The following is a 26,136-nucleotide window of genomic DNA, read 5'->3' on the forward strand; positions in this document are numbered from 1 at the left end:
TGAACCTAAATATATGGAAAAAGTAGTAAAATGATTTATAATATAATTGTTACTAACGATTATTCATAGAGTTTTAAATAATATATATGTTGCAATGCACAATTCACAATTATGGCTAAAATTCTTGAAATATTTTTAGAATTATGATGAAGAATTATTTTTGTAACATATATAATTACACTAATACTGGGGGGAGAATTTTGCTGGAAAATAAAATACTAGATTTAATTGAAAATGAGGATAAAAGAAAGCCATTAACCGACAGTGATATTGCTAAATTAGTAAATACGACTAGAGAATATATAACTCAATTTAGAACAGAAAAAAATATAAATAATTCTCGCCAAAGAAAAGAAGCAATTCTATATAGTGATATAAAGGAAATAATTATTGAAGATAAAGATATTTCAGATAGGCAGTTATGCAAAAGACTATCTATTCTTGGATATGATATTTCTAGATATTCAGTATCGCAGATTAAAAAAAGTATAATTTCAGAAGTTTTTCCGCAGAATGCTGCTGAAAAATCAAATTTAAATAAAAATCAACCGAAAAATTTTATAACAGTTAAATCAGTAGTTGATAAAGATGGGACTGAAATTAATAATAGCTCCAATATAGATAATTCAAATAAGGGCGATAAAAGTAACACTAATTATTTAAGAAATATTATAGGATATCACGGCTCGTTAAAAAATGCAATTAGTCAAGCAGAAGCAGCAGTGTTATATCCACCTCATGGGCTCCATACTCTTTTGCTTGGAGCTTCTGGTGTTGGAAAAAGTTTTTTTGCAGAGGCTATGTATAATTTTGCTATTAGTTCTTCGCATTTTGATAAGAATGCACCATTTGTACTTTTTAACTGTGCTGATTATGTAGATAATCCACAATTACTTCTTTCTCAATTGTTTGGTTACAGTAAAGGTGCTTTTACTGGCGCCATCACGGATAAAGTTGGACTAGTGGAGAAAGCAAACAATGGGATACTATTCTTAGATGAAGTCCATAGATTACCAAGCGAAGGTCAGGAAATATTGTTTTATCTGTTGGATAAAGGAAAGTATAGAAGGCTTGGTGAAACTGAAAATAGTAGGACAGCAAATGTAATGATAATTGCAGCAACAACAGAAGATCCAAAATCATCCTTGCTGCTAACATTCAGAAGAAGAATTCCAATGATAATTGAACTTCCGTCTATTAACAACAGGCCCGTTAATGAAAAATATGTTTTGATTAAAAGTTTTTTTTCACAAGAATCAGCTAGAGTCGGAAAGGAAATTACCATACGATATGAAGTCATCAGATCGTTACTATTATATAATTGTCCAGGGAACATAGGACAGCTGCGAAGTGATATACAAGTTGCATGTGCAAGAGGTTTTTGTAATTCCTTAAGTAATAATTCAAATGAAGTTGCTATTGATATAAAAGATTTGCCTAAGCATGTTCCTCTAGAAATATTAAGTGTTAAGGATAGAGAACTAGTGTCGGAAGATATTTTTAATGAAGATTTGGTTGTTAATCCTAATGATGTTGTGACACAGAAATCCAAAGATGATAGATATATGTTACCCGATGGAATATATAGTAATATAGAGGAAAAGTATTATAAACTTGAAAAGCAGGGGTTAAGTAAAGATGAAATTAATAAAATATTGTGGAGCAAGGTGGAATTCAATTTAAGTAAGTTTGCAAAAAATATAGAATCAAATATGTTTTTTCCAAAGGAAGAACTAAAAAATATAATAGATGAAAAAATATTAAATGTGGTTGAAAAAGTAACTGATATTGCAAAACAATATATGGAAAATATCCAGGAAAATTTTTATTATTGTGTAGCAATGCATTTGAATTCAACTTATGAACGACTAAAACAGGGAAGAATAGTAAGGAATCCTGAATCAGATTATATAAAGAAGGAATATTACAATGAATACAGAATTGCAAAAATATTAACTAAAGAAATAAATAATAGCTTAGATATTGAACTTCCAGAAGACGAAATAGGCTTTATTGCCGTGTACCTAAAAACGTTTTCCGAGGTGGATAAAAATGTAAGTAGAGTGGCTGTTATTGTATTAAGCCATGGACATGTTGCTTGTGGTATGGTCGATGTAGCAAATAAACTATTAGGTACAAATCTTGCAGTTGGAATTGAAATGTCACTAGATGAAAATCCTCAAACTTTACTTGAAAGAGCTATAGAGGTGGTTAAAAGAGTTAATGAAGGTAAAGGATGCTTGATATTGGTTGATATGGGATCACTGGTTACATTTGGGGAAATAATAACAAAAGAAACAGGAATTCCAACTCGAGTTATTGGTAGGGTAGATACTGTAATGGTATTAGAAGCAGTTAGAAGATCATTAATGGAGAATAGTAACTTATACGAAATTTCTAAAGCTCTTGATGGAGACAAGGCTTACGTTGGGAAAGTTAAAGGGGCGAATAAATATACTAAAACTATAATTACAATATGTATAACAGGTGAAGGGACCGCGTTAAAAATAAAAAAGTATCTTGAAGATGTAGTACTAGGAAATACAAATAAGAACTTAAGAATTATATCAGTTGGAATTATAAATAAAGATAATGCTCAAAATGAAATAATTAAAATTAGTAGAGATCATGATATAGCTGCAATAGTCGGAACTATAGATCCTGAATTAGAAAGTATTCCATTTATATCTTTTCAGGATATTTTAAAAGAATCAGGTAAATTAAGATTAAAAGAATTCCTTGGAATAAATAAGAAGCAGTTTAATCCTTTAATAAATGTAATTGATGAGGAATTAATAAAAGTTAATAATGATAGTTTTACCAAAAGTGATTTAATAGATGAGATGTGTAGTCTTCTTATATCAAAAGGAAGAGTTAGTGAGAATTTTACAATGAGTGTGTATAAGCGAGAAATGCTTGGAGGAACCTTGTTTGAAGGAACATTTGGAATACCTCATGGCCTATCAGAATTCGTTGAAAAATCATCTATAGCTATTTTCAAACTTAATAATCCTATTTTATGGGATTATAATTGTATGGTAGACGTTGTGATTATGTTAGCACTTAAAGAAAATGATGGAAAAGTGGTTAGACAATTATTTGATACCTTATCAAAGACAGAAGTAGCTAATAAATTAAGAAAATCAAATTCTCCGAAAGAGATTTCAGACATATTATTAAAAATCTAATAACTATTTTAAGTTACAAGGTAAAAAGTGAAAATTTTATCTTGTAACTTTATATTTTTAAATATATATTACCTTTTCAGCATAGTTTTGGCACGGCGATTGCTTTAGAAATATTGTGAAGATGTAATCAAATATAAAAAAGTATAAAAAAACAACATCAAGTGAAGAAGAAGTATGACTACTAGAAATATTAAAGAAATTTTATACAAAAAAGGAGGTAGTTTAATGACTTGAAGCATTTAGAAACTCTTGAGAAGAAATTTAGCGTTAAATAACCTTGAAGCTAAATTTAAAGTTGGGTTTTAAAATATATATTATTACCTTTTCAACATAGTTTTGGCATGATAATTGCTTTGTAAATATTATGAAGATGTAATCATGGATGAAAACGTATAAAATACTTACAAAAAAGGAGGAAGTTAAATGACTAGAAGTATTAAAGAATTTTTAAGAAGAGATTTAGTAGTAAATAATCTTGAAGCTAGATCAGCAGAGGATGTCTTTAAGAAGATGTCTCCAATATTATTAGAAGCAGGATTTGTAGAAGATTCCTTTTTTAATGGGTTAGTAAATAGAGAAAGTAAATTTCCTACAGGTTTATTACTTGGAAAATACAATGTTGCAATACCCCATACAGATGCCATACATGTTAAGAAACCAGCAATAGCCATTGCAACACTAAAAAATCCAGTGAAATTTAATAGCATGGATGGAAATGGAAGTGTAGATGTTAATATAGTATTTACTATGGCTTTAAATGAACCTCATAGTCAGATAGTAATGTTACAGCAATTAATGTTTTTGATCCAGAATGAAAGCATTCTCGAAAATATGCTTCAAGCAAAAAATAGCGACGAGGTGTATGATATCGTTTCAAGCTTTAATTGTAATTGCGAATAAGTAATGAGCAATTATTTAAATTATATGATTTTATTTTAAGGAGGCAAAAAAATGGACAAACAAAAATTAATATTAGTAGCTTGTGGTACAGGAATTGCAACTTCAACAGTTGTATGTAAAAAGGTGGAAGACTTGATTAAAACTAATGGGATTAATGCGAGAATTATACAATGCAAGATTTCAGAGGTGGCAGGTTATGAAGATCAAGCAGATATTTTAGTAACAACTACAATTTCATCACGAAATTATAAATTCCCTGTAATTAATGCTATGAACTATCTAACTAACATTAATCCAGGAAAAGTCGACCAAGGAATTATAGATGCTTTGAAATAAAAAAAGATAGGCCACTTTAAAGGTGGACCTATATAAAAAATTTAATTGGACTACTAATTATTATAGCACATAAAATTATGTATTTGAAGCTCAGGACAACACATCTTAATTAATAGTATTTTTTATTCTCTAGTAAATTATATCAATGGACAATCTGTGGATAACCTATAAGAAAGGTTAATTCAGAAGGTTGACTTTTAAAAGAGAATAAAAAAGAAAATATATTCGCCTGCCAGATTTTTCTCACATGCGTTCGAAAAGGCAGATGCGTAAAAAAATCTCCGGCTCCACAGTCGCCTGCGATTTTGTTCTTCAAAAACTAAATCGTATATATAAATTTATAATATGAACACTTAATTGAAAATTTATAAAAGTAAATAAAATTTGATAATATAGGGGGAAAGAAAATGTTATTAAATGTAGTGCAATACATTTTGAACTTAGGACCAACTGTTATGCTGCCATTAACAATTACTATCATTGGTATTATATTTGGACAAGGATTTAAAAAAGCATTTAGATCAGGTATTACAATTGGTATCGGCTTTGTTGGTATAAATTTGGTTGTTGGATTGCTTACAACAAATCTTGGTGGCGCAGCACAACAAATGGTTACTAGATATGGATTACAGCTAAGCATAATAGATGTAGGCTGGCCAGCAGCAGCAGCAATAAGCTGGGCATCTCCTATAGCAGCAATAATGATTCCAATAGCTATGCTAGTAAATTTAGTAATGTTAGCTACAAAGACAACAAATGTAGTTGATATTGATATATGGAATTATTGGCACTTTACTGCAGCTGGTGCAAGTGTATACGTATTAACTAATGGTAACTGGTTACTTGCTATTTTGGCTGGTATTTTATACGAAGTTGCTGTTATTAAAATTGCAGATAAAACAGCTCCAATGGTTCAAGAATTCTTTGGACTTGAGGGAGTATCATTGCCAACCGGTTCAACTGCAGCTTGTGGTCTTATAGGAATTCCTATTGTTAGTGTAGTAAAAAGAATTCCAGGCATAAAAAATTTAAAAGCAGACCCAGAAACTATTCAAAAAAGATTCGGCGTTTTTGGAGAACCTATGATGATGGGACTTATTCTTGGTATTGTACTTGGAATTCTTGCTGGCTATGGTGTAGATAAAATCTTGCAGATAGGTATTTCAATGGCTGGTGTCATGTTCTTAATGCCTAGAATGGTTAGAATACTTATGGAAGGTTTAATTCCTGTTTCAGAATCAGTTAGAGAATTCTTGCAAAAGAAAAATTTTGGGAAAGATAGAAATCTTACAATTGGTTTGGATGCAGCAGTAGCTGTTGGACATCCAGCAGTTATTGCAACAGCACTTGTATTAGTTCCTATTACATTATTCTTAGCAGTAATATTACCTGGAAATCAAGTTCTACCTTTTGGAGATTTAGCTACAATATGTTTTTATGTTGCCTTTATAGTTGGTGCAGCAAAAGGTAATATAGTTCACTCAGTTATATCAGGTACAATTGTTATGGCATTAGGATTACTAATGGCAACAAATATTTCGGGATTCCATACTCAAATGGCTCAAATGGCTCAATTTACAATGCCGGCAGGAACATCAACTATTTCAAGTTTAGATATGGGAGGAAATTTCTTAAACTGGATAGTAATTAAGATATTCCAATTATTCACAGGAAGTCTATAAAGTGAAACTTAGCTTCAGAGGGAGTTTTCTAGGTACCCCTTGAGGGTAAACCTCCCACTGAAGGTTAGTTGAAGTTATCTAGGGTCGTGCCACTGTTATCTCTCACTTTAATAGAAGATGGGAGTGTTACAGTGGCTAGACATCAGATAAGATTAAATAACCTAATTTGTTAAAGAGTGCTTATTAGTACTCTTTAATGCCATTGGATATTTACAAGGAAAGGATGATGGTTATAGTGGAAGTAACAAATTTAAAAGTAGAAGAACTTATTGGAATGGATTTTAAGTGTGAATGTGGAAAAAGGCACAGTGTAGAAATTAATTCTGTAAAAATAGGAAGCAATATAATAGAACGGCTTCCAGAATTCCTAAAAGAGTTTAGGAATAAAAAAATATTAATTATACAGGATGTCCACACATATGATATAGCAGGAAAAAGAGTTGAAGAAACATTAAATAATGATTTTTTATTAAAGAAATATGTGTTTCCACAGGAACACTTATTGCCTGATGTATATGCTCTTGGAAGAGTTTTAATAGAAATAGAAGATGATACAGAACTTATACTTGGTGTAGGCTCAGGCGTTATAAATGATATCTGCAGGTATGTTGCTTACAGAGCACATGTACCTTATGCCATAGTATGTACTGCACCATCCATGGATGGATATGCATCTGTAGTATCGCCTTTAATTACAGATGGATTCAAAGAATCTCATAAAGCAGCCTATGCTTATGGAATATACGCGGATATTGACATTATGAAGAATGCTCCAATGTATTTACTTTGTTCAGGACTTGGGGACGTATTAGGTAAATATACTGCTCTTGCAGACTGGTCAATTACAAACCTCTTAACAGGGGAGTATTATTGTAAGACTATTGCAGATATGGTTCAATCTACAGTAAATAAGTGTGTTGCTGCTGCACCAAGGATTCCAGAAAGGAATAATGAAGTAGTAAAAAATATAACAGATGCGCTAGTATTGTCGGGAATAACTATAGGAATGTCAGGTTCTTCAAGACCTGCATCAGGTTCGGAGCATCATATTGCTCATGGCTGGGAAATAATGTTTCATACAAGAAATAGTGAAGAAAAATGGGTACATGGAAACTTTGTTGGAGTAGGTACAGTTGTAATGGCTATGTTATTTGAAGCATTAAAGGATATAGATATAGAAAGTGTTATGGCTAAGAAAAGCTTCAGATACTACGATATGAATAAATGGAGACAAAATATTGAAAGCGTATTTGGTAAAGTGGCAGTTAATGTAATTAACTATAAAAAGGATGCAATTGAATTGGATCCTGATAAGAGACAAGAAAATGCAGAAAAGATAGCAGCAAACTGGAAAGAAATTCTTGATATTGGACATACTATAGTTCCAAGTTCTGAGAAAGTAAAGAAGATACTACATGACGGTGGATGTGTATGGCATCCTGAAGAGCTTGGAATAGATAAGAATTTATTTATTAAGACTTTTATTGCTGCAAAGGACATAAGAACAAGATATGGCGTTGTGCATTTAATTGATGATCTTGGATTGACAGAAAAAATTGCTAATTTAATTGCCGATAAATTATATAAGGCACAATCAAAAAAATAACAAATTCATCTGCCAAGCCTATTTTCCATCATGCTTCTTCAGCAGATTACCTAATAGACTTGCTATGAGACAAATCTACTTCCTTGCCTGATGAAAAATAATCATGGCATTTTGGACTTGTTATTTTCTTTCATGTTCCTAAATCCAACAACATATAAGATAATTATGTGTTTTAATATGGAGGTAAAAATGAATGAGTTAAAAGATATTAAATGTTTTTTATTAGATATGGACGGGACTTTCTATCTTGGAAATACAATTATTGATGGAGCTCTAGACTTTCTAGACATTTTAAAAAGTCAACAAAAGAAATTTATATTCTTAACAAATAACTCTTCGAAAAATAAATCAACTTATAAGCAAAAACTTTCAGCACTTGGCTGTTATGTTGATGAAGAACAGATTTACACATCTGGTGAAGCAACCATATGGTATATGAAGAAAAACTGCATAGGTAACAAGATATATCTCATGGGTACAGAACCGCTTATGGCAGAATTTGGAAAGGCTGGCTTTATACTAGTTAAGGACAAAAATGACAAACCGGATTATGTAGTTCTTGGGTTTGACACTACACTAACTTATGAAAAAATATGGACAGCTTGTGATTATATAAGAGATGGAGTACCATTTATAGCTACTCATCCAGATTTCAATTGCCCAATTGAAAATAGCAAATATATGCCCGATACTGGCTCTATGATAAGAATGTTTGAATCATCCACAGGTATTTCTCCTGTGGTTATAGGGAAGCCATATGGATATATAGTAGAAGCTATTATTGAAAAGTATGGGCTTAAAAAAGAAGAAGTGGCAATTGTAGGAGATAGACTTTACACTGACATTAAAACTGGAGTGAATGCAGGAATAACTAGCATTCTTGTATTAAGTGGTGAGACATCAGAAGCTATGTATAGAGAATCTGACATAACTGCAGATTATGTATTTTCATCAATTAAATATATTGGTGAAGAGCTGATGCAGTTTTATGAAAGCTTTATTTAAGACCTTGATGATTAGAAGAATTTTATCTAGTCATTGTATGTAAAAAAGCATTGAAAATTCATGGAAAGTAATTGTATTCTATGAGTTTTGAAAAATTAAAAAGAAGTTAATATTCAAAATTAGGAGGCAATATTATGAGCATTATAACAATTATTGGAGCAGGTCAAATGGCATCTGCACTAACTTTTCCAGCAACAGAAAATAATAATAAGATAAGACTTGTGGGTACACCGTTAGATAGAGAAATCATAAATACAGCAAAGGCTACAGGTTTTCATTCGACATTAAAACGTCAATTACCTGAAACAGGAATTGAATACTATCAAATTGAAGATGTAAATGAAGCAATAGATGGAGCAGAGCTTATTATTTGCGGAGTCAGCAGCTTTGGTGTCGACTGGTTTGCAGACAATATATTACCTATTATACCTGAAGAGATTCCTATTCTTTCAATAACAAAAGGAATGATTACCGAAGAGGATGGCAAAATGATAAATTATCCTCAATACTTTTTAAGTAAACTTCCTTCTAATAAAAAACTATCTATTAGCGCCGTTGGCGGCCCATGTACTAGTTATGAACTTGCAGATAAAGATAATTCTGAAGTTGTATTTTGCGGAGATGACATAAATTTACTTAGAAAGTTTAAGAGTTTATTTGAAACATCATACTACCATATTAGCTTATCTACAGATATTGTAGGTGTTGAATGTGCAGTAGCTCTAAAGAATGCTTATGCTTTAGGCGTATCGCTAGCTATTGGGTTAGCCATTGGAGCTGATGGTTCCGGAAAAGAGCATTATAATTCTCAGGCTGCACTTTTTGGACAAAGCATAAAGGAAGCCAAACGTATTCTTGAAATAGTCGGTGGAGGAGAAGAAAACATTATATATTTTGGCGGCGACTTATATGTAACTGTATTTGGTGGACGTACTCGTAGAATAGGAACCTTATTAGGCCAAGGATTTTCATTTGAGGAAGCTATGGAACAATTAAAAGGAGTTACATTAGAATCAGTAGTTATTGCTACCCGTGCTGCAAAATACGTGCGTTGTCTAGCAGAAAGAGGAGTAGTTAAACTTAGTGATTTTCCAATGATAACTCATATTGATGAAATTATAAATTCAGATGGCAAGGTTAATATTCCATGGAAAGCATTCGAGTCTGAAAAAATATTATAATTTATCATTAACTAGCTGAAAATTTGGAATGTAAAGTTTAATAACTTTAATTAAAATTTTAAAGTTAAATTACCATGATTAGAAAATGAGTATGTAGTAAATATTATTGATATCATATTTTGAGTACAGTATTAGATTTAAATTTAGTGCTGTACTTTTTATAAGCTTCTTCAACAATATATGATATAATCTTTAAAGGATAAGTTGACCATTTTCCTATTTTTATAAAATTGTTATTCCAGTTAAAGAGAGTTAGTGTTATAATTACATAAGAAAATTGTGTAAAAAAGTGAATTAATATACATGTATGTATATTAATTTCTTTTTGTTTACTATATTTCATAGTAACTCATAAAATTTTATTTCGTTAAAATCAAAATTCCATTTAATTTAAGATAAGTTTCTATGTTAATAACACTAATACATATTTAATATTATTAATACATAAAGTTTTTTTAATTAGTAAAGTAGTTAGGAATCTTATTTTAATGAGTATATATTGAGTTACTGATTTTCTTTTTCAGGGGGTAGCAATATATGTTTCAACGCGAATGCGATCAAGAAGCAAGTTATATTATAGAATCAAAAAAGAAATGTCTTGAGTTAGGGTTGGACTCAAATAATCCTAAAATGCCTAAGAATATTATGTCTGAATTGGAATTAGGACAAAAAAGAGATGCCTATGACGAAATTCTAGAAGTTGTCAAATTTTTTAGTAATAAGATGATAAAATTATTAGAAGGCACGCCTGTATTGATAACAATTACAGATGAAGATGGATATTTGCTAGATGTTCTTGGAGATAAATCTATTAGGGAAACAATGTCTAAATTTGGAGTTAAGCCGGGTATACAATTTCGAGAAGAGGAAATGGGTACAAATGTAGTTAGTTTAACACTTAAGCAAAACCATCCAATACAACTAATAGGAAGCAATCACTATCATAAATGCTTTCAAGACAGTGCATGTTATGGAGTTCCATTTCATTATTCAGATGATGGTAATTTATTAGGAAGTATATGTATTATGACTGCGATTATACTTCATAATCCATTTTTTTTAATGACATTAACTACTGTAGTTGATGCAATAGAGCGTGAACTATTGCTAAGAAAGCAAAATCTAAAGATAACCGAACAAAAAGAATTATTATATGAATCAGAAAAGAGACAAAGAGAGTTTCTTGAAAAAGATTTAGCAATGAAGGATGAATTTATAACTTTAATCACCCATGAATTTAAAACGCCAATAAATGTTATTTATTCAGCTATACAATTGATTGAACATGTGTATATTAGTGAAATTCCTGAATCAGTGAATAAACTTATTGGAAGCATAAAACGCAATACATTTAGACAATTGAGACTTGTGAATAATTTGTTAGATATTACAAAATTAAAATCGGATCAGTTTAAATTAAATTTGAAATATTTGGATATTGTGTTTTTAACAAGATTAATTACAGAATCAATAAAAGTTTATGCGGATCAAAAGAGAATTAACCTTTATTTTAAAACTAATGTTAATAATAAAAATATTTCAATAGATGATGAAAAATACGAACGTATAATCTTAAATTTATTATCAAACGCTATAAAATTTACACCTGAAGGAGGCTCAATAACTGTTGAGCTTAAAGAAAATAGCAATGATAAAACAGTAGATATATCTGTAACTGATACGGGGGTTGGCATACCAAAAGAGAAACATAAGGTAATATTCCATAGATTTGGACAAGTTGAAAATAATCTTTCGAGGTTAGCAGAAGGTAGTGGTATTGGATTAGCTCTTGTAAAGATGTTAGTAATTATATTAGAAGGAGAAATAGAAGTTGAGAGTAAAGTCGGATGTGGAAGTAAGTTTACTATAACTTTACCTATTAAAGAGGAGATAGTTAATGAAGAAAGTAAAATATCACAAAGATATGATAACAGGTTAATAAATGCTATTAATGTTGAATTTTCTGATATATATTTCTAATAATATCTAGATAGTATTTCATTTTTGATCATGAATATAAAAATTAGAAAAGGTATAAACTAAAAAATGAGGTGAGAAAAAATGACAAACTATAAATTTATTACAAATAATAATGAAAATGATCCGTCAAATACCACAAATACATCTATGCCAGCAAAAAATAGGAAAAGACATAAACCTGTAAGAGGAATTCCTAGAACTGAAATGTAATAAATGGCAACTATAAGTTTGTAGAATGAAAAAAGGGGCTGTTGCAAAACTAACATAGTTAGTTTTGTAGCGGCTCATTTTTTTAGATATAAAAAATGTGAATTCCGAAGAACTCACATTCATTGTATAATTTACTTATGCTAAAAACCAAATTACACAATAAAGATTATACTGAGATTAATGATAATTTTCAACTTATATTACCATTAAATCTAGAAAATTTAATACCATCAGATGATTCAGTCCGCTTGCTAAGCCATGTATTGGAGGGATTAGATTACACGAAGTTGTATAAGGCGTACTCTTCCGTTGGAAGAAAACCGGCAGTGGAACCTAAAATTATGTTCAAAATAATATCATATGCTTATTCTCAAAATATTTATTCAAGCAGGAAAATCGAAAAAGCATGCAAAAGAGATATAAATTTTAAGTGGTTACTTCAATGTTATAAGGCACCGGATCATGCTACAATCAGTAGATTTCGTAAAGACTATATTTCAAATGAGGTAATTGAAGATTTATTTTATCAACAAGTTAATTATTTAGCAAATCAAAATGAAATACTATTTGAAAATGCATTTATTGATGGTACTAAAATCGAAGCGAATGCTAATCGTTATACATTTGTTTGGAAAAAAACTATTTTAAAAAATGAAGAAAAAATGTTTGATAAAATTCTTGTTCTTTTAGAAAATATTAACCTTGGAGAATTAAAAAAATTTACTGTTCAGAAAGAAACATTAATAGATGATATTGATAAAATTCTTCAATGGCTTGAATATGAAAAAAAGAAAAGAAACATAGAGTTTGTTCATGGAATTGGTAAAAGAAAAACCAAAATTCAAAAGTGGACAGAGCAACTATCTGAATATAAAGAGAGAGAAGAAAAATATAATTTGAGTAAAAAAATATTTTCAAAAAGAAATAGTTATTCTAAAACTGATCCAGACGCAACTTTCATGCATATGAAAGATGATCATATGAGAAATAGTCAATTAAAACCTGCATATAATGTGCAAATCGCAGTTGAAAGTGAATACGTAACCGGCGTCGGAATATTTGATGATAGAAATGATATAGCAACATTAATACCTATGCTTAATAATATGAAAGAAAAAATTGGTCGTAAATATCTTAATATAATTGCAGACTCAGGTTATGAAAGCGAAGAAAACTATTTATTCTTAGAATCAAATAAGCAAACTCCTTATATAAAACCACAAACTTATGAGAAGTGGAAAAAAAGAAGTTTTAAAAATGATATAAGTAAGCGCGAAAATATGAAATATGATGCTGAATCGGATTTTTATATTTGTCATAACAATAGAAAATTAATACCTACCTCTATTATTTATAGAAAATCCGCAAGTGGATACAAATCAGAAGTAACTGTGTATGAATGCGAAAACTGTGATAATTGCGATTACAAAGTAAAATGCACAAAAGCAAAAGGAAATAGAAAAATGCAGGTTTCAAAAACTTTTGTGGAAAAGCGTGAAATATCCTATAAAAATATTACAACTGAATTTGGAACTAAATTAAGAATGAATAGATCTATTCAGGTCGAAGGAGCATTTGGAGTTCTAAAAAGTGATTATGAATTCAATAGATTTTTAACACGTGGAAAAAATAGCGTTCAAACTGAATTTATTTTGCTTTGTTTTGGTTATAATATTAACAAATTACATTCAAAAATACAAAATGAAAAAACTCAGAATCATCTTCATGAATTGAAACCTACTGCCTAATTATGGAATAAATTAACTAGGCTTATTTTAGTGTGCTTAAAAATCAGAATTCTTTAAATAATTAATATTGTATTTCAAATATTTGGAGATTTGCTGGCTTAAACCGAAAAGGAGCATCGCTCCTGATTAAAATTTAATCATTTTGCGACACTCTCTTTTTAAGTTTGTATAATTATAACCTAATTACTTTAAATTAAGAATATTTTTTATATTAAAACACATGATAAATTTAAATACTATAACTCAGCGAAAAAAATGGAGGATCTATAATGAGCATCTTAAAAAAAATAATAACATTTATAATTTTAGCTTTATTAATAATTACATCATTAGATACTTCAACAAAAAATGTATGTGCTATCCCCAATTTAAGTAAAAACACCCCTATTAAAATAGCAGTATTTTCGGATAACTCTAGCGCTATGTATATTTCTCTTCTTAAAGAAAATTTAGAACGTATTGAAAAAGAAAATGAAGACAAAATCAAGTTTACGTTTTTTGATGCTAAAGACAATCAGGCTAAACAAAATGAAAGCATAGAGAAAGCTCTTTCACAAGACTTTGATCTTTTTATTATAAGTATAATCTCTCCCAATTTAAAAGATGTAGAAAGTACTTTGCGCAAAATAATGGAAAAAGATATTCCTATAATTTTGAATCCTGATCCAGTACAAGAAATAATAAACTTTGTTAAACCATATAAACGTTTTGTTGTTGTCGGTGCTGATTTTGAACAATCAGGTACTATGGAAGGGAGTATTCTTGTTAATGAATGGAGATCCAATAAGCAGATAATAGATAAAAATCACGATGATGCATTGCAGTATATTATGCTAAAAGGTAGAATCGGAAGCCCTCTAACATCGTTAAGGACAAAATACTCAATTTTAGCGCTTAATGATGCTGGAATAAAAACAGAGGAACTTGCTTCTCCATCATGTGAATGGATGGAAGATTGTGCCCAAAGTGCTGTGGAGTCATTATTTCTTAAATATGGTGACAAAATTGAAGCAATAGTTTCAAATAATGATGCGATGGCAATAGGAGCGGTTGAAGCTTTGCAGAAATATGGATACAACAAAGGCGGTAAATCTAAAACAATTCCAGTTGTAGGTATTGACGGCATGCCAACTGCTAAAGATTTGATAAAAAAAGGTTTTATGTCGGGAACTGTTGTTGTAGAACCTAGCGATCTTGCTGAAGCTCTTTATTCTATCGGTATGAATTTGGCTTATGGTAAATCACCCCTTGAAAACACTAAATATAAATTTGATGAAACTGGATTTAGAGTTCATTTAAAGTATAATGAATTCATAAAGTGGTTGAAGTAATGAGAGTTTAATTAGCATTAAAATAATTAATAATGCGAAGTGCTGTGTGAAATCTAAACAATTCAAGATTTTTGCATTTTAAATGGAATTAATATTATTTAAATTTAGAATTGGTAAAATATTTTTATAAAAGAATTGCTTATAGAATTAGCTGCCTTGGCATATTGTGATTTAAATTTAGGAAATTAAAATTAAATTTTTATTTTAATAGAAGAATTTAATGAATAATTATCATATTCTAATATATAATAAACAATCTAGATAAGAAAAAGGGGTGCAGCTAAATTGACAAAAATATATGATGTTGTATTAAATGCTCCATTTGGTAGTCAGCAGGGCAGAATTACTTTTGTAATAAATGGTGAATCTTTAACAGGAGCAATTGATGGAATGGGATTTAAAAGCAAATTCAATAACGGAAGAATTCATGGAAACAATTTTGAATTTTCTGGAGAAATAAAAATTCTATTGGCCAAGTTAAAATATTCTGCTAAAGGTATTTTAAATGGTAATCTATTGTCAGCATCTGTTGATACAAAATATGGAACATTCTCTGTAACAGGAAGTCTTATATCTCAATCTTAATGTCAATTTAAACAAGATAAATATAAGAGATAACAAAAATATTTGAAATGAAAAATGATGAAAAATACGTTTAGATAATATAAATCTTTGTTAGACAGTAAATTTATTAAATTAGATTTACTGTCTATATTAATTATTAGGATAATTAGTAGAAGTTGAACTTATATTGAATAAATAGTATTCGGCAATTATTTAAAAAGTGAAAAGTATTATTGCTGTGATTATTTACAAGAGTATAATAATTGGACATAAGCAGATAATAAAAAGGGCTGTAATTATGTAAATATGATAGAAATTAAGAAAAATACTTTTGGTTATATATCGTTTTTAATTATAAAATAAAAGAAATAAAATACAAAAGAAGAAAGGAGAGATATAATGCAAGATATAAAAATAAAATCAGAAACAGGATGGAAATTAGATAATACTTATGCTGATTTGCCAAAAACACTTTTTAGCAAGCAAAATCCAACACCTGTAAAGGCGCCTAAATTAGTTATTCTTAATCAGCCGCTTGCAGAATCATTAGGGCTGAAGGCAGAATTTCTTCACGATAGTGACAATGTAGCAATCTTTGCTGGAAATAAAATAGAAGAAGGCAGTTTACCTATTGCACAAGCTTATGCAGGACATCAATTTGGCTATTTTAATATGTTAGGTGATGGTAGAGCTATATTACTTGGTGAACAAATTACGCCAAGTGGTGAAAAAATTGATATTCAGCTAAAGGGATCAGGCAGAACACCGTACTCTAGAGGTGGTGATGGAAGAGCAGCGCTTGGACCAATGTTGCGTGAATATATTATTAGTGAAGCAATGCAAGGTCTTGGAATTCCAACAACTCGGAGTCTAGCAGTAGTGACAACTGGAGAACCTGTAATTAGAGAAAAAGTGCTCTCAGGTGCTATTCTAACTCGGGTAGCTTCAAGCCATATTAGAGTCGCTACCTTTCAGTATGCTGCAAAGTGGGGAACTATAGAGGAACTCAAATCACTAGCTGATTATACTATTAAACGTCATTTTTCTGATATTGATAACTTAGAGAATCCTTATATTTTTTTACTCCAAGAAGTTATTAAACGGCAAGCTTCATTGATATCAAAATGGCAATTAATCGGTTTTATTCATGGAGTTATGAATACTGACAACATGGCTATTAGTGGAGAAACTATAGATTATGGACCTTGTGCCTTTATGGATACATATGATCCGGAAACAGTATTTAGTTCTATTGATAGAGAAGGAAGATATTCATATGGAAATCAACCACCTATAGCTGAATGGAATTTAGCTAGATTTGCTGAAACTTTGTTGCCATTACTTCATAACAATCATGAAAAATCAGTAGAAATTGCACAAAATGAACTTTCAAAGTTTGCGGATTTATATCACGATAATTGGATTAGAGGAATGATATCAAAACTCGGAATATTCAATAAAGAATCACAAGATGAAGCTCTTATTGAAAATTTGCTAAGTATTATGTATAAATATAAGGCAGATTATACTAATACATTTAGTGCTTTAACTTTAGATAAGTATTCTGATATAGAGTTATTTAAGTCTAAAGAATTTGAGAAATGGCATGAATTATGGAATGCAAGATTAAATAGACAGAAGGAATCTAAAGAGTCTTCAAATATATTGATGAAAAATTCAAATCCTTATGTGATACCGCGTAATTATAGAGTTGAGGAAGCATTGTCGGCTGCGGAAGAAGGCGACTATACCGTTATGAATAAACTATTAAATGTACTATCTAATCCTTACGCATATTCAGATAATCAATCTGAATATGAAAAATTGCCTCCAAAATCTTGCGGCTCGTATCGAACTTATTGTGGAACCTAATTTTAAATAATAATATTAATAAATTTTTAATAAAATAAAAAATACCTAAAAAAGGGCGAGATATAATATAGCCCTTTTTTCATTTTGTGAAATATACATAAATCATTGGGATTATGTATTTAAGATAATAAAAATATTAGAATTATTATGTAAAACTAAAACTAATTTTAATAAAAAATCATATAAAAAATTTAAAAAGTAATAAAAAAGACATAAAATTTATACGTTTACACTTAACAACTAATGAAATTTATGGTATAATAAAAAACGTATTCTGGAAATTGAAAAGGAGAGATTTGATGTCAAAAAGTTATCAATGGATAAAAGTTGCAAAAAAATCAATCGTTTTTTCTGTAGCTTTGAGTATTTATTTAGGTATTGGAACTGCTTTTTCAGCTAAAGCAGCTACGACACAAAATAAAGATATAATCTGCTCAACAACAGCGTACACAGCGGAGTCAGGAAGTGTGACAGCAAGCGGAAAAATAGCAAAGAGAAATGCAAGTGGGATAAGTACAGTAGCAGTGGATCCAAGCGTAATTCCTTTTGGAACATATTTATATATAGAAGGTTATGGATATGCAATAGCTGCAGATAGTGGAAGTGCTATAAAAGGCAATTCTATTGATGTTTATTTTGATAGCGATAGTGAATGTGATAATTGGGGTAGGAAAACTGTTAAGGTTACGGTATTTGGAAAATCCGACAATTAAAGAAAAATGAAAATGTTTAACTAATCTAAATAAGTGTTAAAATAATTGATAATCGCAATTCTAATAATTAAATCCAGGAAGCAATTAATTTAGATTGAGTTAGACAAGCTTGTTTAGAGATCAGTGATACTTAAATTTATAAAGAGAATATTCAATTATTATAATATCTAAAAGGAAGTGTTTCTAAATATAGGGACACTTTTTTTATTTGAAAAGAGGAAAATTAATATAGTATTATTGATAAAATATCAACAATATCTTAATTATTTTGAAGATCTATCAATAAAATGTTCTTTATAAAGATAAAAAATAAAAATAATGCACTATATATTAACTAATTAATAATATAAAGTAATAAGATTGACAAACTAGTAAATAGTTGTTAGTATAAAAGTATTCCTACAAGAATTGTATGAATTAAAAAAAGAATTAAAAGGTGATAATTAAATGAATATTGACTGGAATTTCGTAGTGACTAATTTGCCTTTGTATGAGAAAGCTGCATGGCTCACATTAAAGTTAGCTATTGTAGGAATACTTTTATCATTGGTAATAGGATTACTATGCGGAATAATATTATACTTTAAAGTAAGAGTTTTGGATAAAATCGTACAAGCTTATATTGAGCTTTCGAGAAATACTCCACTACTTGTGCAGATATTTTTTCTGTATTTTGGTTTGCCTAAATTAGGATTTAAAATGGGCGAAGCTACTTGTGCTATAATTGGTTTAGCGTTTCTTGGTGGTAGTTATATGGCTGAAGCTTTTAGAAGCGGAGTTGAAGCTGTAAGTAAAACACAAATTGAATCTGGCATAAGTATTGGTCTTTCAAATGGCCAACTTATTAGATATGTCATAATTCCACAAGCTTTTTCAGTAAGTATGCCTTCAATAAGTGCAAATTGCATATTTTTATTGAAAGAAACTTCTGTGCTTGGAGCTATATCAATAATGGATCTCACAAATTTAACAAAGGATTTAATAGGAATGTACTATAGAACTTTTGAATCATTATCATTGCTAGTTTTGATTTATCTTATCATGATTCTACCTTTATCATTTCTAATGTCTTGGATAGAAAGGAAGGTTCGATATGCAGAATTCGGCAATTAGTGTTATTTTTCAAGAAAACAATATTAAGCGTTTATTTGAAGGTCTGTTTGTAACAGCAGAAATTGCTTTTATATCTATTATTATAGGATCTATACTAGGAATACTTATAGGTTTGAGTAGGACTACAAAATCGAAGGCGATACTTTTTATTAACAGAGTTTACCTAGAAGCTTTTAGAATAATACCAACATTGGTTTGGTTATTTGTATTCTATTTTGGAGTTACTACAGCATTAAATATAAATCTTAGTGGAGAAGTTGTTTCTGTTATTGTATTCAGTCTTTGGGGAGCGGCAGAAATGGGAGATATAGTAAGAGGATCGCTTCAATCATTACCAAAACATCAGATTGAATCGGGGAAGGCTTTAGGTTTAAATTATTATCAAATATATAGATATGTACTTATGCCTCAAGCTATAAGAAGAATGATACCTGGAACCATCAATTTAGCAACTAGAATGATTAAAACTACTTCGCTTGTAGTTTTAATAGGTGTTATAGATGTAGTTAAGATGGGTCAGCAGATTATTGAAAGTTCAAGATTTCAGTTTCCTACTGCTTCTTTCTGGATTTATGGTTTTATATTCTTCTTGTACTTTATAATATGTTATCCACTATCAAAAATATCGAAAAGACTAGAATCAAAGTGGAATAATTAGGAGGAACATACATGGATAAGAATAATAATCCTGTCTTGCTTGAAATACAGGATGTTCACAAAAAATACGATGAAAAAGAAATATTGAAAGGTATTGACTTAAGCCTTCACAAAGGAGAAGTATTAGTTATTTTAGGACCTTCAGGCTGTGGAAAAAGTACTTTTTTGAGATGTCTTAATGGACTAGAAAAAATTCAAGGTGGAGATATTAAATTTAAGGAACAAAGTTTTACAGATAAAAATGCTGATTGGCAAAAGATTCACGAGAGAATAGGAATGGTTTTTCAAAACTATGAATTATTTCCTCATATGACAGTTATTGAAAACATACTTTTAGGTCCTTTAAAGGTTCAGAAAAGAGAGAAATCTGAGGCACTTGCTCAAGCAGAACAACTTTTAAATAAGGTTGGATTACTTGACAGGAAAGATTCATATCCACGTCAACTTTCAGGGGGCCAAAAGCAAAGAATAGCTATAGTTAGGGCATTATGTATGAATCCAGAAATAATACTTTTTGATGAAGTAACAGCATCTCTTGACCCAGAAATGGTAAGGGAAGTACTAGATGTTATATTAGGCTTAGCTAAGCAAGGCATGACTATGGTAATTGTCACACATGAAATGGGATTTGCTCAATCAGTGGCAGATAGAATAATCTTTATGGATGAGGGTAAAATATGTGAAGAGTCGGGACCAAAAGAATTCTTTACAAATCCAAAGACAGAACGTGCTAAGCACTTTCTAAATATATTTCAATTTTAATTATTAATAGGGGGATGACAAAATATGAAAAGCATAAAAAAAATAGTAGCAGCTTTACTTTTAAGTACTGTAGTAGTTGGAAGTTTTGTTGGCTGTGGTAATTCAGCACAAACTAATAAAGGTGATTCTAATAAAGCAGCGTCTAGCTCTTTAGAAGACATAAAAAAACGTGGAACTATAAAGATTGGTGTGTTTAGTGATAAAGCTCCATTTGGATATGTTGACTCAGAAGGAAAAAACCAAGGATTTGATGTATATGTTGCAAAGAGATTTGCTAAAGATTTACTTGGAGATGAGTCAAAAGTTGAATTTGTTTTAGTTGATGCAGCAAGTAGAGTTTCTTATTTAGAATCTAAAAAAGTGGATATAATAATGGCTAACTTTACTGTTACTGATGAGAGAAAAGAAAAAGTTGATTTTGCAAATCCTTATATGAAAGTATCACTTGGTGTAGTTTCACCAGATGGCGCTAAAATTACTTCAGAAGATCAACTTAAAGGCAAGAAGGTTATTGTAGCTAAGGGAACAACTGCTGAAACTTATATGACTAAAAATCATCCAGACGTTGAACTTGTGAAATATGAACAATATTCAGAAATATTCCAAGCATTAAAAGATAAACGTGGTGACGCTATATTAAGTGATAACACAGAAGTTATTGCATGGGCTAAAGATAATCCTGGATTCTCTGTTGGTATACCATCACTTGGAAGCACAGATACCATTGCTCCAGCTGTTACTAAAGGTAATACAGAACTTAGAGATTGGATTAATACTGAACTTGAAAACTTAGGTAAAGAGAACTTTGTTCACAAAGCTTATGATGAAACATTAAAATCAGTATATGGTGCTGAATTTGAAGATAGCCTTGTAGTTGAAGGTGGAAAAATACAATAAGATTTTTTAAAGGATGAGGATGCAATGCAATCTTCATCCTTTATTTTTATACACCCGAATTATACACTGTAATCAATGTTTAAGAAGTATTATGCTCAGCTAGTATTTTAAAGCGCTTAATTAAAGTTTTATAAGAAAGTTATGGTTTGTAAAGAGAATAAAAAAGAAGATACATTCGCCTGGGATTTTGTTCTTGTTTTGAGGATCTGAATATACGAGTACGAAGTTTGTATTCATGGGCATTAAATCGATTAATATCGATATTTTTTAGGTAGTCAAATGTGTAAGATTATGCTAATATTTAAATATGAATACCTATTTGGGAAAGTTTTTTCTTTTAAGTATAGTTAATAAAAATCCAAATAGATTTTAGTATGAATTTGCTTTCTTTAGAAGTTGTGTTGTAAGCAAACTTATATTTAATTATTTCATTCGGAGGTGTATATGAGAGTTGTTAGTGTTTCCAGCCTAAAGGGAGATGAAATACTAGGAAAACAGATTTTTGATGAATCTGGTAGAATTTTACTTAGTGTTGGAGTTAGGCTGAAACCTTATTATATCGAAAAAATTAAAGAACTTGGTATTTATTCGGTATATATTGATGATGATATATCAAAAAATCTTGATATTGAAGAAAGTATTTCTGATAAGACACGGCAAATGAGCAAACATGCAGTAAAAAAAATGATAGACGGATATTGCCGTGAAGGAAAAACTGATAATAACAGCGTTATGAATTCTGTCAACTCAGTTATTGAAGATATACTATCAAATAAAGATGTTTTAATAAATGTTGCAGAAATAAGTGCTAGTGATAATAATATATATTCTCATTCTGTAAATGTATGCGTATTAGCTACAATAATAGGAACTCATATGGGATACAGCATGTCAAAATTAAAAGATATAGCTGCAGGTGCACTTTTGCATGATATTGGCAAAATAACAATTATGAACGATAAAAAAATTTCGTCTGAATTTAAAGATGAAAATGAATTCAATAGATATATGGAATTAATGCATCCTAAGATTGGGTATGATTTGCTAGGGGACCAGCATGTTTGGAGTGCATATGTTAAAGTGGCTGTTTTAATGCATCATGAAAGAAATGATGGAAGTGGATATCCTTTGCAGCTAAAAGGAGACGAAATAAATGAATTGGCGAAAATTGTATCGATTTGTGATACGTTTGACAATATGATATCCGGCAGAGAAGAAAATGAACGAAAAACTGTGTATGAAGCAATTGAATATCTAATAGGTATGAGTAATATTTATTTTGATGAAGAAATAGTGAAAAAATTTACTATGAATATAGCAGCTTTTCCTACAGGAAGTGGTGTTATTCTAAATTCAAATGAAAAGGGATTAGTAGTAAAACAAAACAACTCAATGCCAATGCGCCCTGTAGTAAAGGTGTTGTATGATGAAACAGGAAGTTTACTATCTGAACCTTATGAAGTCGATCTACTGAAAGAATTAACCCTTTTTATTACGAAGACTAGTGAAATTTAATTTTAGGAGGATAATATGAAGAATCAAAACAAGGATGAAATAAATATTTATTCTAATGATTTCCTAAAATTAATGAATAGTATTCATGTGAGATTTTTAGAGGTGAATTCTATAAACTATAATGAGTTATTAAGAAAATCATTAGAGGAAATTGGAGAATTTTTTGATTTAGATAGAATATATATATATCATTTTTCTAAAGACCCTACTTTTATGAAAATAGAATGTCAATGGAATAAAAAGTTTATAAAACCAAAAAGGGAAATTATAGAGGATGAAGTAGTTTACGCTTTTCCATGGTTAATCCGTCAAATTAAAAGTAAGGATTTTATTGTTTTAAATAATATAACTGAATTTCCGGTTGATGCAACATTTGAATTAGAAGCTTTTAATATGGAGGGGATAAAATCGTCTCTTATACTTCCATTAAAAGATAAAAACAAATTAATAGGTTTTATAGGATTTGAAACCTTATCGGAATCAATAATATGGCAATCGGAACAGATAAAAGTATTAAATAATATTTCAAAGTTTTTAGAATTCATAAAAGCTAGGATTACAAAATTAAAAGAATACGAATCGCTTCTTAATGGTCAGACCATTTTGCTTGATAATGCTGCATCACAGATTTGGGCACTAAGCAATGTTACTTCATATGCCACTGTTAATGAGGCTCATGCAGAATTTTTTGGTAAGAAAAAGAGCGATTTAGAATATAAAGACCTATATGACATATTTGATGTTAATACTGCAAATAAGTTGTCTGAAAATAATTGGGAATTATTTAGGAATGATGAGCCAGCAGAGAAAGAGCTTAAAATTAAGAATTGGAAAGGCGAGGACAGGCTCCTTCAGGTTAAAAGTAAACCTATTAAAGATGAATCAGGTAACATTAAATATCTTGTTTGTACAGCACAGGATATTACGGAGCAAAGAATTGCAGAAGCTGAATTATATAAAGCAAAAGTAGAGGCTGAATCTGCAAATATAGCAAAGAGTCAGTTTCTTGCAAATATGTCACATGAAATAAGAACTCCAATGAATGGAATATTTGGATTTTTAGAATTATTGGAATCGTCAAATCTCTCTCTGGAACAAAAAGAATTTGTACGCGAAGCAAAATCTGCTTCAGATATTTTACTAAATATTATTAATGATATATTGGACTTTTCAAAAATTGAGGCTAAAAAATTAGTACTAGAAAAAATAAGCTTTAATTTGAGAACTGTTATAGAAGATGCTGTTTCACTTTTTGTTCCTAAAACCTTGGAAAAAGGAATTCAGCTTTATACAATAATTGATCCAACTATTCCAGATGAGGTTATAGGTGATCCGTCTAGACTTAAGCAAATATTAACTAATCTTTTGAGCAATGGTGTTAAATTTACTGATGCGGGTGAAATTGCAATTAAGGTTGATTATTTTGAGGAAGAAAATGATATCGCACTTCTTACATTTGAAGTGAGGGATACTGGAATTGGAATTAGCGGAAAGGATATACAAAAACTTTTTAAATCTTTTAACCAAGCAGATGCATCTACAACGAGAAAATATGGAGGAACTGGACTTGGACTTTCTATATGCCGAGAACTGGTTAATATGATGGATGGTGAAATAACCGTTGATAGTGTATTAGATAAAGGATCTATTTTTAGATTTTGTGTAAGATTAAAAATATCTAAAAGGGCTTCTGAACATATCTCTATTTTCGAAAAGGTTAATGACGTGAATATTTTGATTGTTGACAATGATGAAAATAGTAGAAAGATTACAAGTTCTTACCTGAAAGGAACTGGATTACATATAATTGAGGTTGATGGTGCTGGTGAAGCAATTTCAACAATTATTTCTAATAATGATACAAAAAATAAAATAAGTATTGTAATCATTGAGTGCGAGATACCAGGAATGAATTGTTATGAACTTGCACGAACGTTAAAAAATATACCAATAGCCAAACATATCAAGTTAATACTGTTAATGTCGAGGTATAAAGGAGACTTTAAGGCAGCAATGGAGTATGGCTTTTCGTCTTATTTGACCAAGCCACTAAAAAGAGATGATTTACTTGATTGTATTGCTGTAAATTTAGGCTTGAAGAAAGAAGATGAAGAACATTTTGAAGACTCAAATAAAAATGTAGTTAAAAACATTTATGATTTATCAGAAATTAGAATTTTACTGGCAGAAGATAATGAAGTTAACAGAAAAATTTTTATAAGCATGCTTAAATCTCGTGGTATTACTTGCGATGTGGCATTAGATGGTAAAGAGGCATTAAGAAAAGTATCGGAAGAAGATTATGATATTGTATTCATGGATTGTCAGATGCCAGTAATGGATGGATATGAAGCTACTGCTGAAATAAGAAGAATTGAAGAAAATAGAAAGCACACAAAAATTGTTGCAGTAACTGCTAATGCAATGGAAGGTGATTCGGAAAAGTGTATTAAATCTGGAATGGATAATTACATTACTAAACCTATTAATTTTGGTATTGTATTTAAGATGATTGAAGAAAGTATCATAGATAAAAAACATAATACTATAGACTATTCAAGAATAATAGATAACTATATTAATGAATTTTCTAGAGATACCGGTCTTGATATAGAAGATGCATTAGAAATATTTGAAGACTACATAAGGTGCTTACCTGATTTGTTAAATGGAATTAATGATGCCATTAATACTAAGGACTTAAAGAAACTAGCAAAGTTTGCTCATGAGTTAAAAGGTTCATCTGGAACACTAAGAATAAATTCTGTTCACGAATTAGCTAAAATGCTTGATAAAAAAGCTTTAGAAGAAAAGTTAGATGAATGTAATGAGATTTTTGGACAAATAAAAGATTTGTTTTATAAAATATAATTTAA

20 protein-coding genes are annotated in these 26,136 nt (G+C 30.0%); all 20 read left to right on the forward strand.

What is annotated here, in order from left to right; all coding sequences use genetic code 11:
• Positions 1-200: 200 nt before the first annotated feature.
• Positions 201-3,188 (forward strand): sigma 54-interacting transcriptional regulator, encoded by a 2,988-nt coding sequence (locus F3K33_RS12760; protein ID WP_031275762.1) that lies wholly within the window; start codon positions 201-203, stop codon positions 3,186-3,188.
• 423 nt (positions 3,189-3,611) lie between these two features.
• A complete protein-coding gene (locus F3K33_RS12765; RefSeq protein WP_012058710.1) occupies positions 3,612-4,088 on the forward strand; it encodes a PTS sugar transporter subunit IIA in 477 nt (158 codons plus the stop codon).
• Positions 4,089-4,139: 51 nt separating this feature from the next.
• A complete protein-coding gene (locus F3K33_RS12770) occupies positions 4,140-4,424 on the forward strand; it encodes a PTS sugar transporter subunit IIB (RefSeq protein WP_039772463.1) in 285 nt (94 codons plus the stop codon).
• A 407-nt stretch (positions 4,425-4,831) separates the two neighbouring features.
• A complete protein-coding gene (locus tag F3K33_RS12775; protein ID WP_012058712.1) occupies positions 4,832-6,106 on the forward strand; it encodes a PTS galactitol transporter subunit IIC in 1,275 nt (424 codons plus the stop codon).
• A 226-nt stretch (positions 6,107-6,332) separates the two neighbouring features.
• Positions 6,333-7,712: a sn-glycerol-1-phosphate dehydrogenase gene (locus F3K33_RS12780; protein WP_244620239.1), complete on the forward strand. Its 1,380-nt coding sequence runs from the start codon at positions 6,333-6,335 to the stop codon at positions 7,710-7,712.
• A gap of 189 nt (positions 7,713-7,901) precedes the next feature.
• Positions 7,902-8,717 (forward strand): HAD-IIA family hydrolase, encoded by an 816-nt coding sequence (locus F3K33_RS12785; protein WP_023974659.1) that lies wholly within the window; start codon positions 7,902-7,904, stop codon positions 8,715-8,717.
• Between the two features lie 134 nt (positions 8,718-8,851).
• Entirely contained in the window at positions 8,852-9,898 is a 1,047-nt protein-coding gene (locus tag F3K33_RS12790; protein ID WP_023974660.1) for a glycerol-3-phosphate dehydrogenase, read from the forward strand.
• Between the two features lie 537 nt (positions 9,899-10,435).
• Positions 10,436-11,878 carry an ATP-binding protein gene (locus F3K33_RS12795; RefSeq protein ID WP_039772465.1) on the forward strand — a complete coding sequence of 481 codons (1,443 nt, stop codon included), beginning with the start codon at positions 10,436-10,438 and terminating at the stop codon, positions 11,876-11,878.
• An 81-nt stretch (positions 11,879-11,959) separates the two neighbouring features.
• Positions 11,960-12,088: a hypothetical protein gene (locus tag F3K33_RS26970; RefSeq protein WP_274596503.1), complete on the forward strand. Its 129-nt coding sequence runs from the start codon at positions 11,960-11,962 to the stop codon at positions 12,086-12,088.
• 137 nt (positions 12,089-12,225) lie between these two features.
• On the forward strand, positions 12,226-13,836 hold the full coding sequence (locus F3K33_RS12800) for an IS1182 family transposase (protein WP_031276413.1): 1,611 nt from the start codon (positions 12,226-12,228) through the stop codon (positions 13,834-13,836).
• A gap of 269 nt (positions 13,837-14,105) precedes the next feature.
• Positions 14,106-15,167, forward strand: a complete 1,062-nt coding sequence (locus F3K33_RS12805; RefSeq protein WP_039769034.1) for a galactose ABC transporter substrate-binding protein — start codon at positions 14,106-14,108, stop codon at positions 15,165-15,167.
• 285 nt (positions 15,168-15,452) lie between these two features.
• Positions 15,453-15,752 carry a hypothetical protein gene (locus tag F3K33_RS12810; RefSeq protein ID WP_012058718.1) on the forward strand — a complete coding sequence of 100 codons (300 nt, stop codon included), beginning with the start codon at positions 15,453-15,455 and terminating at the stop codon, positions 15,750-15,752.
• Between the two features lie 378 nt (positions 15,753-16,130).
• Positions 16,131-17,603 (forward strand): protein adenylyltransferase SelO, encoded by a 1,473-nt coding sequence (locus F3K33_RS12815; RefSeq protein WP_023974662.1) that lies wholly within the window; start codon positions 16,131-16,133, stop codon positions 17,601-17,603.
• Between the two features lie 299 nt (positions 17,604-17,902).
• Complete coding sequence (locus tag F3K33_RS12820) at positions 17,903-18,316, forward strand: 3D domain-containing protein (RefSeq protein WP_023974663.1); 414 nt, start codon at positions 17,903-17,905, stop codon at positions 18,314-18,316.
• Between the two features lie 447 nt (positions 18,317-18,763).
• Positions 18,764-19,429 (forward strand): amino acid ABC transporter permease, encoded by a 666-nt coding sequence (locus tag F3K33_RS12825; protein ID WP_017211658.1) that lies wholly within the window; start codon positions 18,764-18,766, stop codon positions 19,427-19,429.
• Complete coding sequence (locus F3K33_RS12830; RefSeq protein ID WP_012058722.1) at positions 19,410-20,087, forward strand: amino acid ABC transporter permease; 678 nt, start codon at positions 19,410-19,412, stop codon at positions 20,085-20,087. The genes F3K33_RS12825 and F3K33_RS12830 overlap by 20 nt, the downstream gene beginning before the upstream one ends.
• 11 nt (positions 20,088-20,098) lie before the next feature.
• Positions 20,099-20,848, forward strand: coding sequence for an amino acid ABC transporter ATP-binding protein (locus F3K33_RS12835; protein WP_039770893.1), 750 nt, complete (start codon positions 20,099-20,101; stop codon positions 20,846-20,848).
• A gap of 24 nt (positions 20,849-20,872) precedes the next feature.
• Positions 20,873-21,745 carry a cysteine ABC transporter substrate-binding protein gene (locus F3K33_RS12840; RefSeq protein WP_017211655.1) on the forward strand — a complete coding sequence of 291 codons (873 nt, stop codon included), beginning with the start codon at positions 20,873-20,875 and terminating at the stop codon, positions 21,743-21,745.
• A 444-nt stretch (positions 21,746-22,189) separates the two neighbouring features.
• Complete coding sequence (locus F3K33_RS12845; protein WP_023974665.1) at positions 22,190-23,260, forward strand: HD-GYP domain-containing protein; 1,071 nt, start codon at positions 22,190-22,192, stop codon at positions 23,258-23,260.
• A 15-nt stretch (positions 23,261-23,275) separates the two neighbouring features.
• A complete protein-coding gene (locus tag F3K33_RS12850; protein WP_039770899.1) occupies positions 23,276-26,131 on the forward strand; it encodes a response regulator in 2,856 nt (951 codons plus the stop codon).
• Positions 26,132-26,136 lie beyond the last annotated feature (5 nt).

The organism is Clostridium beijerinckii (assembly GCF_008705175.1).
In the GTDB taxonomy this organism is placed as follows: Bacteria; Bacillota; Clostridia; order Clostridiales; family Clostridiaceae; genus Clostridium; species Clostridium beijerinckii.

What these genes read in the sequence shown, in the direction of transcription:
- F3K33_RS12765 (WP_012058710.1), top strand. Translation starts at nt 3,612, where the DNA reads ATGACTAGAAGTATTAAAGAATTTTTAAGAAGAGATTTAGTAGTAAAT.
- F3K33_RS12770 (WP_039772463.1), top strand. Translation starts at nt 4,140, where the DNA reads ATGGACAAACAAAAATTAATATTAGTAGCTTGTGGTACAGGAATTGCA.
- F3K33_RS12775 (WP_012058712.1), top strand. Translation starts at nt 4,832, where the DNA reads ATGTTATTAAATGTAGTGCAATACATTTTGAACTTAGGACCAACTGTT.
- F3K33_RS12780 (WP_244620239.1), top strand. Translation starts at nt 6,333, where the DNA reads ATGGTTATAGTGGAAGTAACAAATTTAAAAGTAGAAGAACTTATTGGA.
- F3K33_RS12785 (WP_023974659.1), top strand. Translation starts at nt 7,902, where the DNA reads ATGAATGAGTTAAAAGATATTAAATGTTTTTTATTAGATATGGACGGG.
- F3K33_RS12790 (WP_023974660.1), top strand. Translation starts at nt 8,852, where the DNA reads ATGAGCATTATAACAATTATTGGAGCAGGTCAAATGGCATCTGCACTA.
- F3K33_RS12795 (WP_039772465.1), top strand. Translation starts at nt 10,436, where the DNA reads ATGTTTCAACGCGAATGCGATCAAGAAGCAAGTTATATTATAGAATCA.
- F3K33_RS26970 (WP_274596503.1), top strand. Translation starts at nt 11,960, where the DNA reads ATGACAAACTATAAATTTATTACAAATAATAATGAAAATGATCCGTCA.
- F3K33_RS12800 (WP_031276413.1), top strand. Translation starts at nt 12,226, where the DNA reads ATGCTAAAAACCAAATTACACAATAAAGATTATACTGAGATTAATGAT.
- F3K33_RS12805 (WP_039769034.1), top strand. Translation starts at nt 14,106, where the DNA reads ATGAGCATCTTAAAAAAAATAATAACATTTATAATTTTAGCTTTATTA.
- F3K33_RS12815 (WP_023974662.1), top strand. Translation starts at nt 16,131, where the DNA reads ATGCAAGATATAAAAATAAAATCAGAAACAGGATGGAAATTAGATAAT.
- F3K33_RS12820 (WP_023974663.1), top strand. Translation starts at nt 17,903, where the DNA reads ATGTCAAAAAGTTATCAATGGATAAAAGTTGCAAAAAAATCAATCGTT.
- F3K33_RS12825 (WP_017211658.1), top strand. Translation starts at nt 18,764, where the DNA reads ATGAATATTGACTGGAATTTCGTAGTGACTAATTTGCCTTTGTATGAG.
- F3K33_RS12830 (WP_012058722.1), top strand. Translation starts at nt 19,410, where the DNA reads ATGCAGAATTCGGCAATTAGTGTTATTTTTCAAGAAAACAATATTAAG.
- F3K33_RS12835 (WP_039770893.1), top strand. Translation starts at nt 20,099, where the DNA reads ATGGATAAGAATAATAATCCTGTCTTGCTTGAAATACAGGATGTTCAC.
- F3K33_RS12840 (WP_017211655.1), top strand. Translation starts at nt 20,873, where the DNA reads ATGAAAAGCATAAAAAAAATAGTAGCAGCTTTACTTTTAAGTACTGTA.
- F3K33_RS12845 (WP_023974665.1), top strand. Translation starts at nt 22,190, where the DNA reads ATGAGAGTTGTTAGTGTTTCCAGCCTAAAGGGAGATGAAATACTAGGA.
- F3K33_RS12850 (WP_039770899.1), top strand. Translation starts at nt 23,276, where the DNA reads ATGAAGAATCAAAACAAGGATGAAATAAATATTTATTCTAATGATTTC.